A 10,267-nucleotide genomic window follows, 5' to 3' on the forward strand; every position below is an offset into this window, starting at 1 on the left:
ATACAAGACTGGCTTGTGGCTCAGCGGACAAGAGATGCGGCTGCATAACCCGGGGCCTCTGGAAGGCGAAAAACCGGGGGAACCTCACTTCTGATTGTTGACGAAGCGGGACAGGTGCTTCCAGAAGTCGCAGGTGCGTCGTTTTCCTTGGCTCGAAAAGCACTCGTCATTGGTGACACGCGACAGATTGAACCGATTTGGTCCGTTCCGCGTCGAGTCGACTTCGGTAATCTAATGAGCTTCGGCTTGCTTACTGGCGCCGAAAATACCATGACATACGAGGAGCTCGCTAGCACCGGAAAGACTGCCGCGAGCGGCAGCGTCATGCGGGTTGCACAGCACGCAACGCGCTACCACGCAGACCCCGAACTCGACCGAGGACTGTACTTGTACGAGCACCGGCGCTGCTACGACGATATCATCGAGTTCAGCAATAAGCTTTGCTACCACGGGAAGCTCCTGCCTCGACGTGGTTCGGCACCCTCACCCCACGACGGAACGCCCGAATACCTGCCCCCGATGGCATACGTTCACGTTGACGGCATTTGCCAGAGCCTGCCAGCTGGAAGTCGCCGTAACTTGCTCGAGGCCGAGACTATCGCCGCGTGGCTCATAGCGAATCGTGGCATGTTAGAGATGAAGTACGGCACACCGCTCCACAAGATTGTGGGCATTGTCACACCGTTTTCCGGCCAAGTCTCAGCCATCGAAGCGGCATGCGAAAAGGTGGGCATCGAGGTTGGTCGTGAAGACGGGCAATTGACTGCGGGCACGGTCCACGCCCTCCAGGGTGCTGAGCGTCATATTGTCATTTTCTCCCCTGTGTACTCGAAGCACGAAGACGGCCGCTTTATCGACAAAAGCACAAGCATGTTGAATGTTGCAGTCTCGCGCGCAAAAGACAGCTTCATTGTGTTTGGCGACATGGATGCCATAGATGCAGTTTCAGCGACCGAACCGCGCGGAGTTCTGGCGCGTTTCTTGTTTAAGAACCCTGGGAACGCCCTAACGTTTGAGCATCGTCGACGCGCCGACCTGCAAACCACGAAGACGGTGGTTTCTCAACTGCGGGACGCTGCTGGACACGATGCATTCCTGCTACACACCCTGTCTCAAGTGAAAAGGACGTTCCAGATAGTCACACCATGGCTTCGCTTAGAGCGAACCAAGGAAATTGGCGCATTCGATGCCATGCTGGAGGCCATTGACCGTGGGATAGACGTTGAAGTCTATACCGACCCTCAACTCAACATCGAAGATGCACGCGCTGACGCTCGAAAAAGAAAGCTGACGCAACTTCTTGCGGACGTAAGAGCCTTTCGCGACGCAGGTATCGCAGTCACCTTTGTACGGAAAGTGCATAGCAAGCTCATAATTGGCGACGATGACGTCTACTGTGTCGGCTCGTTCAACTGGCTTAGCGCGCAACGCGCCGGAGAATATGCACGCCACGAGACATCGCTGCTATATCGAGGCTCGGACCTACTGCAAGAGATTCTGGCGGTGCGCAAAAGCTTGCTGCAGCGAAGAATCTTGCAAACGCCCTACGTCGATGAACACTCTCGCAGACGCCCGAACTTGGAGCGGCCAGTTATTTAGATGTTTGGTCGAGCAATCTAGCCTTCGACATCAGAGTAACGGCTCCCGACGCATCCGATTTCCCAAGCTGGAACGCCTGCGGAAGTGGGCGTTCCAGCTCAAACCCCTACGACGCTGCGTACGGCGTGGGCAGTACAGCAATGACAAGGCGCTTGCCGAAGGCAGCGATTTCCTATTCCGTCGCACTGCGGTGCTCGACAACGCTCGCTATACACGGTCTACGAGACTATGGAGCGAGGCATGTCACAAGCGCACCCTGAACGAAACTTTTTGATAGCGGCGAGCAATCTACAGGAAGACTCCCTTTTGAATCTTGAATTCGCATGGCTCCCTCTGACGGCGTCGAACGTAAGGATTCTGAAGTTGTTCAAAGACATACTCGAAGCCGACGAACGAATTCGTCCTGTACTCGACGCATGGGGCGCATCCGGTGACATGAATTACGACATTCCGCCCTACCGCACTAGGCGCTCTGGAGTGCAAGTATGGCTTGTTGCTGCCGGAAGTACGCGCGACGAGGCACAGGCAGCGGCAGAGAAGATTGCCATCGAGGGAATACCTCCGGCCTTCATCGTAACCAATGAGGCGGAAGCTCACGTCGTCAGCAATCTACTTGGTCGCTAGGCTAGGTACCGGTTAAGCCATCGCTCCACCTCGTCGACGACAAACGCAGGTAGTGGTCGCAGTATCGCAGTAAGGAAGGCGTCGGTGCGCTCGATTTCGACGCTCTTCAGGATGTCTTTGGGCTTTGGTGCAGAGCGCGGAGGCGGACGATAACTTACTCGGAAGAACTTCACCTCGCCGGTTGGACGAATCCACAGGTCTTCAGCGCGACGAACCGCCGAACTGTACATAAAGCGCAGCCAAAGTCTCCGAGCAGGTTCAAGTGCACCTGTATCGGATTTCTGCCGTCGTCCGCTCGCCGGAGAAAAATCCGCCAGAAGCGGCAAGATATAAGGCAAATGCTGGGGTTGAAGGTCCTTGTAGGCCCATATATTCGACCTATTGGCTCGTTTAAGCAGTTCGATGAATTCCTTATGGGAGAACCCTGGAGCAATTTCTTGCAACCGAGCGTAATGCTGCCGCCACGCATCACGGAAATCTGCCTTTAGCTTTTCCGCAGCTTCGTCGTCCGGGTCAGCCGGCGTAAGTATCAAGTACGGCCCGGCGGTCTTTTCTTTGCTGGGGCACCAGTCGGACTTTGGAAGATGCGCGAAATGTCCTCCTTTAGCGGCAGCAACTACTGACATTAGCTGCGGGCAGAAAGGGCATCGCGCCCGGGGGCGAGTGTCGACCGCTGATGAGGTCGCCTCTACGCGTCCGAACTCGAGAAAATACTCTTCGGCCGTAATTGGTTTGTGTGTGTAGGGGTGAAATGCCTCATGCATAATTGGCTCTTCAATTTCCGATATACCTCAAATATCGGCGCGGTCGGCAAATACTTGACAGCTAAGCGGGGGGGGGCAGCACCTCGACCAGCACGCGCATCACGGAGGCCGGTGTGTAGAACTGTCCGCCCTTCTTGCCGTCGGCAGTCGCGAACTGTCCGAGGAAGTACTCGTACACCTCGCCTAACAGGTCCTTCGCGTGGTGACCTTCTCCAAGGCCAATCTTGGAAATCAGGTCGACCAGCTCGCCGAGGCGACCGGGTCTGAGCGGATTTACGTCGGCGGTCGCCCGTGATGCCATTCACGCTACATGCTCAATGATTCTGCCGCTTGATGCCGTTGACCAAACGTGCCCTATCGGCAAACGAGGCTTGCCGTTGCAAGCTCAGAATCAATTGGCGTTACACGAAACGCAAGCGGCTGCAATTTTCTTTCGCCTTATCGAGTCGTAGGCTTGCATCCCAAACGAGCCGCGCGACCACGCCGGCGTCTCCTAATGCATTAATGGCGGCAGAGACCAGAACGGGGTCAACGGACACCGTCGTGATACGGCCGTCCTGTTCCTTTACGCGGAAAAGCTTGTCAGTACATGTCGTTTTCTGCTTGAACTGACTCATCGCTATCTCCTGGTCGTCGGTAAAGGGGCAGCCCTTGCCAGGAAATCTCAATCCCCAACACGACCGGTTGTCTACCATGCACGGTATCGAGACAGAACGTTGTCCATATCGTCCCAGCGACAATCGACCGTTGGGTCTAGCCAATCCGCTGCCCGCCGTATCCACGCTGCATCGATGACTCCGTCCGACGACTTCCGGTTCCTCGACTCGAATTCGGCGGCTAAGGCGCGCAGGCGATTGGCCCGTTCGAGCTGTGAGGCCCACTCCTCGACCTGTTTCAAGCGATTGAGTTCGGCTCTGTGAATCTCTTCAAGTCGCGCACGTTCGGCCGCCCGGGCCTCGGCGATGACTCGTTGTTCGGCCTCTATCTCCGCATTGACAGAGTTTCGAATGGCGAAGTGACGAAGTCTAACGACGAATGCCCGAATCTTTGTCTCAATCGCAGCGCTTCGTGAGTCTGCGGTGCTTGCGTCGGCGTAGCTGTGTCCGAGTCGAAATGCTGAAATTTCGAGTTCGTTCGTGGCGTGATAAACGTCGCGTTGGCTGTGCCGGTTGAATCCAAGACGTTTGTTTTCAGCCAATTGTTCTGGTGTGAGAGGAACTCTCTCCTGCCGACTCCGCTCCTTCATGCGGAACGTTAGCTTGGCGTCCATGACAACCACATAGGCGGATTCATTCTCCTTGCCCGCTGTGGAAAGTTGGTAGCCCGCTCCCGACAGAGTCTGCAGTAGCTGGTTCAGCACCAGGAGCGCGCGCAATGAGTTTTGCTGCGAAACCGAGAGACGCATGAGCCCAGCCCCATCGCAATAAGCCCAGTCACGGGAGTCTCGCTGCTTGCCTTCAAGTTTTTTCGCCATCCGCTTGATGAGCGGTAGGCAATCGTCGATGGACGTACGCGGGGCAACAGTCGGCACCTCGGGAGCGTGAGCGGCATCATCACCAATCCGAGCCTTAGTGCGCGTCGAACGTTCGTCATCCTGCGGGTGCCTGTAGACAGTGCGCTGGTACGTTGTTAGCCCCTTGATTCGTGCCAAGGGTGGCCTCTTGACTGTCTGACCGGCGGCGATTTTTGCCCAGTACCCGACAGGTGGAACCGGTATGTGGAGTTTGACGCATATCTTTCGAAGACCGACGTCGGAGATTTCGTACCTCTTCGCTACTTTACTGACAGGCTCCGACCAGATTTCCTCATAGAGCTTCTCGCGCTCGAAATTATGAGTTTCAGTTGGCATGCCGGTCACTCGATGTCTTCGGGAAGTCGGGCCTCACGGTCAGCCGCTGCGACCGTTCAGCCACACTGGGATTATCAGAAATGTACCCCGTGGACGGACCGCCATCGTGAACCGGAAGCGCGAAATTCCGTCGCATGCGGGAGCATCAACTTGCGGAGCCTGACGGTTATTCCGGCAACCTCTGCCACTTCGGTCAAGCCGACAAAATCGAGACCACTTCGATAAGGCAAGCGGTAAGAATCGCATGCTTTACGTCTTGCAGCGCAGAGAGGATTGCACTATCAGCGTTTGCGCTATCCCGTGTAAATGCAAGCGCAATTCGTCCGGGTTGACCGACACCAATCGTCGCATCGTCGCAGCCAGCCTCCGCGAGCCGCTCAACAAGTTGCTCGTGCTCGCAGTCTTCTGTTGCCAGTTGGTATTTGAGAGTGAAGACGTAGCTCATGGACTACTCGCGCTCTTTTGTGTCAACGCCCATTGCCGACGATGTCGGCGATTATCGGGTCTTCGCCGAGCGCGGGACTCGAACGCGCCGCCGGGTTTCCTTTTCGGAGACTGCCGAGATTCGCTGCTCGGCAAGAACGTCATCAAGCGTTCGCCCATGGCCAATTGGCCGGGCAAATAGCTCGAGCCCCACCGCCTCGAAGAGACTCAGGAGTTTTACTGTGCCGAGTTCGGGAAGTTGTCCGGTCTCAAAGCGGCTAATTCGCGCGCGAGTGACACCGCTTAGCTCTGCCACCTGCTGCTGGGTCTTGTTTGCCGCAATCCGGGCGCGACGAAACGCTTCGCCGAGTTCAAATAGGCACATGTGCCACCTGCGATACGTTAAGTTCAATCAGGCCTATATTGCGTCTTATAAGACACGCTATTAACCTGTGTCCTTTAATCCCTCGAATTCGTGACCAACGTCCCACATCGGTTGCGGGGAAGCGGTCAACTGCCGAGGGGAAAGCTGCACGCCTGTGCTCGCCGAGGAAAAGCGTGCATGGAAGGCTCAATACTCAAATCCGGGCACACCTCAACAGCGCTCCGGCCACGGCCACAATAAGTTCAACCAGCGAGATTTCGTGATACGTGTCGGCGGTACTCACGGGCGGCATCTCTCGCACAGGCAAGCCCCGGATGCGACGAAGCTTCCGACGCAACCATGCTCGACGGGCAGCCCGGGAAAACTCTCTCTCGGCATGTTCGGGCGTATCTGCAACAACCGCGAATTCACGCCCCTCGACATAACCGGACAATTCATAGCCAATGGGGCGCTGGGTAAGCCACGCGGTGTAGCCCCAGGAGACAAGTTCAGTTGCCATGCGTTCGTGATGAAAGTGCTGATTGCGCCGGGATGGCTACAACGAATTTTCAGACGTCACAGACGGACACCAAGATTCCGCGTGCCACGCGCCTGCCGTCGCTGAAGGGTATGTCGCGACGCTCGAACGTCGTTGTTACTATCGCGCGGCAGTTCGAGCAAATAGCGCGGCTCTTATCTCCGTCGGCATACAGTCGGCGTTTGACGGTTTTCATGATGTGTCTGGCGAATATTGGATTCGCTCTATAGCCATCTCGATGTATCTCGTCCGATGTCGGTGCCCTGAGAGGTCCTCGACATCGGCGTCGCAGACCTGCACGTTTTCTCACACGGCAATCGGGAATGAGCTCCTCGGTCACGTCCCGCCACGACGCGCCGTAGCCAATGATGTCGGCGACGCGGTTGAATATGCACTCTGCGTCGCTGCTGAATCCGCTCGGGCCGAGGAGGTGGTAGATACGACCGCTTGCAGTACGCCCCTACGCGCCACAGCATCAAGCTCAACTATTGCCGTGCTCACGCGTCCATCTCGCGTTTCCCGGCTATGTCCGACAAAACGGCGCTCGCCGTTTTCACATTCTCGTATCGACCAGCGCTCCAGATAGACCGTACCTGAGCCTTCTCCTGTCGGATGCAAATAGATTGACATGCTTACCCTCTACCGTATGTTCACAGCGCCCCGATACGCAAACCAATTACCCCGGGTTTACCTCGATGGCGTCGTTCGCTCCCCGGCAACCTCTGTGAACGACTGTGAGAAAACACTCTGCAATCGAAGACGAAATAGTTCTACGACAGCCGGGTCGCCAAGACCGACCTCAGATTGGCAGTGAACAAGCCTGTCGCGATGAGCCTCAAATCCATCTGTTCTATCATCAACAGCGAGCCAGCTCGTCAGCGAACGGCGAGCAACGTAGTCGAGCACCTGCGCACCTCGAGGCAGCAATGGCCACACCGCGTCGTGGAATTTATTGCCGTAGTACGTCGCCTCCGAAACTCGGTCTCGCAATGTTGCGAGAGGTAAACTCGCGCGGGTGTATTCAAGCCCTAGCGTCAGTGCCCAATCAGTCGACAACACGATTTCTACTGCGGGATATGGCTGGAGCAATTCATCGAGCACGCCAGCGTATTCGAACAATTCGATTTGCCCGGGAGCACTACTCACGACACCGCCTGGCGTTCTGTAGGCATTGCCGCGATGCAGTACGCCATCGATATCAAGAAACAGAACTTGTCGCATGACCACTCCTTTCGCGCATCTGTGCCCCGGACTCCGGCCTCTCGCCGCGAGCAGTGAGGCATGAATCTGGCGGCTAGCAGTGCGGCACGTTCGGCCTATGGAGGTGCATCCACAGGCCACGACGCCTTACGTAAATCTTTGATTTGACTAGATTGGCCGCGTAAAAACCAATTCCTGAGTTTGTACGGCTAATGACGGACAAAGCGCCTCGTCCACCTCACACCACACGCCACTGGTACTGGTCGACTTCACCCAACGAAAACTCTGGGAATGTTTCAATCTGTGCCGACAAGGTCGACAAGCGACCGCAGTGCACGCTGATAATTCGATTCTTCAGGGGCGCGCACGCGTGAGACGAAACTCTTCGCCCGTCGCAGAGCATCGCTGCCAACTGTTGCAATTAGCATTTCTTCATCTGACGGCGGTCGAGTCGCGTGCGCGCCGTGCGCTTGCAAATGCATCTCAAATTCGGCTAGCGTTTCAACATCGAATCCGCGTTCCGCGTCAAGGTCGACACGATGCGCGACAGTGTGCTCGGAGAACACAAGGTCGAGAGAGGCAAGAATGACGTACGGGTCCGAGCGGGTCGACATAAAATCCAACACCGCCAGTTCTTCCGTAGTGCAAAATATATCGGTGATATTTACAACTCGACGCCCTAACTGACCGCTCGCCCGCCGCATAGCCTCGAGGTCGTAGTGGAACCGCAAGGCATTGCCGATTACGATTACCACTCCCCGATAGCCGTTTAGGATTCTCTCTAGCAGCAATACGTCACGACACAGCGAGCGGGACACCTCAACCTCACCATCATGCTGCATTGATGGTGAATGCGGTTCTAGCGCACCGAGAGCGCCGCTCACACAAAAGAATACGTAAACCATGCGCGCTCCAGCCCAGTGGGTCATTGAGGTTGCGAAGAATAACTGGGCAAGTTTCGCAGTTTCCCAGTCAAAGGCGGTATTGGCTACTTACGCCCGCCGAGCGTACAGCCTCTCGACAAACTTGCGTTGGCCATTCAGATAGTTCGGTGGACGTAGCTGGGCAAGGTGGCCTTGCAGACGCTGCACCAACGGGTTGTTAACTGTCGCGCTTAGAACCTCCTCCCCGGAAGCAGGTCGTTTAGCCGCCTCGCCGAACCCTTCCAGAAGCGTTCGCAGGCGGTCGGCGGCTTTTTCGTTAAAGCCTGTCTCAAAACCAACGTCGACGCGCATCCCCGCCGTCACATCGCTGAATTCAAAGTCCGGCGACGTGACAACAGCGTATGGCTCGCAACGAGGCTCCATGAATGCCAGTATCGACTCTTCCTTTGTTTCACTGACAAGCCTCACTGAATTCACAATGCGATGTCGGAACGACGCACACGCCTCTCGCAGGAAAGGAAGGTTATGGACCAAAGGCCAGTCGTTCCCTACGGCAACAAGCGCGCCTGGAAACGACTCAATTGTTTCGGCGAACAGGCGGACATCGGATTCTAGCGACCGTGTAGCCGCTGGCGCGCCCTCTCGTGTCGTGATGGACGGATGTCGGCCAATCGCGCCTAGGACGCCGCTTACGCAGAAAAAAATCAAAACCATGTGTGTCCCGTTCGAAAGGAAGCCGCCGGCCAATACCCGGCGGCCTTCAATTTGCGCGGCCCAGTCGCCTCGTTGAGACTACGGGGTTGTCAATTGCACACGCCTCCCTCAGTGGGCTGCTCCGCAGGCTGTCAATCGAATCGCTCAAGACGTGTTAGCAACGAAGGCGCTCGCTCCGTCGGCCTGACCTGATTGTAGCTTTTTGTGCGTACTTATTTCAAGCGTGCATACGCCGAATGGTAGAATATTTTTTGACTGCGGGGGATGCTGTGCGGCTATGCCGAAGCTCCGTGACGCAGTCGCCAGCGGGATATCCGAACGACTAAAGACAATTCGAAGAAGGGTTGCCCTTTCGCAAGACGAACTTGCCGCGAGGGCCTCTCTCGCGCGCCCCAATCTCGCAAGCGTCGAACAAGGTCGCCGGGCGAACCTGCGACTTTCAACACTTGCGCGACTAGCAGATGCACTGGGCGTGGATGTGCTCGACTTCTTTTGTGACCGGCCCGCCGACGAACAGCAACCGACTGGCGAAGACGCCACAGCCCGTGTAATAGCCAACGTGAAGCGACTTCGCGGTCAGCAAGGGTTGAGTCAGGAAGCACTCTCGGTCAAAGCGCACCGATTTCGCACATATGTGGGGCGGTTGGAAAACGAGGCGGCAAGCCCAATGGCAGTCGACCTGCAAGACCTCGCAGAAGCCCTCGGCGTTTCCATCACAGAACTCCTTGGTTCTGGTGCCCCATCAGTCATGCATACTCAAATAACTCTATAAGCCCAGGAGCTCGACTCACAACACCGTCGCCCTAGCGGCATGCGATGCCACGACAGAGCACTCCGTCAACATCGAGAAATAGAACTTGTCGCATTTTGCTTCTCATCATCAGTCGACAATCGACATCACGGCCACGCGTTGGTTCACAATGCAGCTCACCGTCACACTGAAAATCCCGACTTAAGCGCGTTATCGACTACAGTCCTCCATCAGCAAAGACTCTCAGGTTTTCCTTCTGGTAATCACGACGTCTCAAGTTTTCGCGCACTTTGGACGACGCTCCTCGGTGCTGGGCGCGACGGCGATATCACAAAAACGGTTTTCGCGCCAAAACGTCAAACCTGAGAATTTAGAGTTTTTTCAGCCAGAGTTTTTTCGACATCGAAAAGAACTTTTTCTTGAAAGATAGTGAACCGAGTTTATCCCTGCCTGCTCGCGGCTTCCACATTGAGCTTCCCCTGAAATTTCGCCTTCCAGCAGGTCGCGTATAAACTCGACCCAAAGGAAGGAAAGCAGAGATGTTCAAGGTACCGCAC

13 protein-coding genes and 1 pseudogene are annotated in these 10,267 nt (G+C 56.0%); 3 read left to right on the forward strand and 11 right to left on the reverse strand.

The genetic code is table 11. The features are described from left to right. The first annotated feature begins 234 nt into the window (after window positions 1–234). Entirely contained in the window at window positions 235–1,599 is a 1,365-nt protein-coding gene (locus D1Y85_RS26650; RefSeq protein WP_246025063.1) for an AAA domain-containing protein, read from the forward strand. Between the two features lie 240 nt (window positions 1,600–1,839). Further along, window positions 1,840–2,223 carry a hypothetical protein gene (locus tag D1Y85_RS26655; RefSeq protein ID WP_124154066.1) on the forward strand — a complete coding sequence of 128 codons (384 nt, stop codon included), beginning with the start codon at window positions 1,840–1,842 and terminating at the stop codon, window positions 2,221–2,223. Here D1Y85_RS26655 and D1Y85_RS26660 read toward each other — a convergent pair. The 10 genes and pseudogenes from D1Y85_RS26660 to D1Y85_RS26705 all read right to left on the reverse strand — a co-directional run bounded on the left by D1Y85_RS26660 (window position 2,220) and on the right by D1Y85_RS26705 (window position 8,959). Then, window positions 2,220–2,849 (reverse strand): hypothetical protein, encoded by a 630-nt coding sequence (locus tag D1Y85_RS26660; protein WP_148089156.1) that lies wholly within the window; start codon window positions 2,847–2,849, stop codon window positions 2,220–2,222. The two genes, D1Y85_RS26655 and D1Y85_RS26660, sit on opposite strands and share 4 nt — an antisense overlap. Window positions 2,850–3,057: 208 nt before the next feature. After that, window positions 3,058–3,255: pseudogene (locus D1Y85_RS26665) on the reverse strand (N-6 DNA methylase); the annotation flags it as partial. A 133-nt stretch (window positions 3,256–3,388) separates the two neighbouring features. Continuing rightward, complete coding sequence (locus tag D1Y85_RS26670; RefSeq protein ID WP_124154068.1) at window positions 3,389–3,604, reverse strand: hypothetical protein; 216 nt, start codon at window positions 3,602–3,604, stop codon at window positions 3,389–3,391. 71 nt (window positions 3,605–3,675) lie between these two features. Next, window positions 3,676–4,836: a hypothetical protein gene (locus D1Y85_RS26675; protein ID WP_124154069.1), complete on the reverse strand. Its 1,161-nt coding sequence runs from the start codon at window positions 4,834–4,836 to the stop codon at window positions 3,676–3,678. Between the two features lie 193 nt (window positions 4,837–5,029). Beyond that, complete coding sequence (locus tag D1Y85_RS26680) at window positions 5,030–5,281, reverse strand: hypothetical protein (protein WP_124154070.1); 252 nt, start codon at window positions 5,279–5,281, stop codon at window positions 5,030–5,032. A 51-nt stretch (window positions 5,282–5,332) separates the two neighbouring features. Then, window positions 5,333–5,644 carry a helix-turn-helix transcriptional regulator gene (locus tag D1Y85_RS26685; protein ID WP_124154071.1) on the reverse strand — a complete coding sequence of 104 codons (312 nt, stop codon included), beginning with the start codon at window positions 5,642–5,644 and terminating at the stop codon, window positions 5,333–5,335. Between the two features lie 193 nt (window positions 5,645–5,837). Further along, window positions 5,838–6,143 (reverse strand): hypothetical protein, encoded by a 306-nt coding sequence (locus D1Y85_RS26690; protein ID WP_124154072.1) that lies wholly within the window; start codon window positions 6,141–6,143, stop codon window positions 5,838–5,840. 705 nt (window positions 6,144–6,848) lie between these two features. Next, a complete protein-coding gene (locus D1Y85_RS26695; protein ID WP_185219139.1) occupies window positions 6,849–7,382 on the reverse strand; it encodes an HAD domain-containing protein in 534 nt (177 codons plus the stop codon). Between the two features lie 275 nt (window positions 7,383–7,657). Then, the gene (locus D1Y85_RS26700; protein ID WP_124154074.1) at window positions 7,658–8,266 is read right to left on the reverse strand and encodes a hypothetical protein; all 609 of its coding nucleotides are present in this window, start codon (window positions 8,264–8,266) and stop codon (window positions 7,658–7,660) included. A gap of 87 nt (window positions 8,267–8,353) precedes the next feature. After that, window positions 8,354–8,959, reverse strand: a complete 606-nt coding sequence (locus tag D1Y85_RS26705; RefSeq protein ID WP_185219140.1) for a hypothetical protein — start codon at window positions 8,957–8,959, stop codon at window positions 8,354–8,356. 277 nt (window positions 8,960–9,236) lie between these two features. Between D1Y85_RS26705 and D1Y85_RS27995 the strand changes: the two genes are divergently transcribed. After that, window positions 9,237–9,731 carry a helix-turn-helix domain-containing protein gene (locus D1Y85_RS27995; RefSeq protein WP_124154075.1) on the forward strand — a complete coding sequence of 165 codons (495 nt, stop codon included), beginning with the start codon at window positions 9,237–9,239 and terminating at the stop codon, window positions 9,729–9,731. 349 nt (window positions 9,732–10,080) lie between these two features. Here the strand turns inward: D1Y85_RS27995 and D1Y85_RS27375 are convergent. Beyond that, a partial coding sequence (locus D1Y85_RS27375; RefSeq protein ID WP_221410347.1) for a hypothetical protein occupies window positions 10,081–10,267 on the reverse strand: 187 nt, incomplete at its 5' end.

Source organism: Paraburkholderia dinghuensis (assembly GCF_003837865.1).
In the GTDB taxonomy this organism is placed as follows: Bacteria; Pseudomonadota; Gammaproteobacteria; order Burkholderiales; family Burkholderiaceae; genus Paraburkholderia; species Paraburkholderia dinghuensis.

What these genes read in the sequence shown, in the direction of transcription:
- D1Y85_RS26650 (WP_246025063.1), top strand. Translation starts at nt 235, where the DNA reads ATGAGCTTCGGCTTGCTTACTGGCGCCGAAAATACCATGACATACGAG.
- D1Y85_RS26690 (WP_124154072.1), bottom strand. Translation starts at nt 6,143, where the DNA reads ATGGCAACTGAACTTGTCTCCTGGGGCTACACCGCGTGGCTTACCCAG.
- D1Y85_RS27995 (WP_124154075.1), top strand. Translation starts at nt 9,237, where the DNA reads ATGCCGAAGCTCCGTGACGCAGTCGCCAGCGGGATATCCGAACGACTA.
- D1Y85_RS26655 (WP_124154066.1), top strand. Translation starts at nt 1,840, where the DNA reads ATGTCACAAGCGCACCCTGAACGAAACTTTTTGATAGCGGCGAGCAAT.
- D1Y85_RS26670 (WP_124154068.1), bottom strand. Translation starts at nt 3,604, where the DNA reads ATGAGTCAGTTCAAGCAGAAAACGACATGTACTGACAAGCTTTTCCGC.
- D1Y85_RS26685 (WP_124154071.1), bottom strand. Translation starts at nt 5,644, where the DNA reads ATGTGCCTATTTGAACTCGGCGAAGCGTTTCGTCGCGCCCGGATTGCG.
- D1Y85_RS26660 (WP_148089156.1), bottom strand. Translation starts at nt 2,849, where the DNA reads ATGTCAGTAGTTGCTGCCGCTAAAGGAGGACATTTCGCGCATCTTCCA.
- D1Y85_RS26695 (WP_185219139.1), bottom strand. Translation starts at nt 7,382, where the DNA reads ATGCGACAAGTTCTGTTTCTTGATATCGATGGCGTACTGCATCGCGGC.
- D1Y85_RS26700 (WP_124154074.1), bottom strand. Translation starts at nt 8,266, where the DNA reads ATGGTTTACGTATTCTTTTGTGTGAGCGGCGCTCTCGGTGCGCTAGAA.
- D1Y85_RS26675 (WP_124154069.1), bottom strand. Translation starts at nt 4,836, where the DNA reads ATGCCAACTGAAACTCATAATTTCGAGCGCGAGAAGCTCTATGAGGAA.
- D1Y85_RS26680 (WP_124154070.1), bottom strand. Translation starts at nt 5,281, where the DNA reads ATGAGCTACGTCTTCACTCTCAAATACCAACTGGCAACAGAAGACTGC.
- D1Y85_RS26705 (WP_185219140.1), bottom strand. Translation starts at nt 8,959, where the DNA reads ATGGTTTTGATTTTTTTCTGCGTAAGCGGCGTCCTAGGCGCGATTGGC.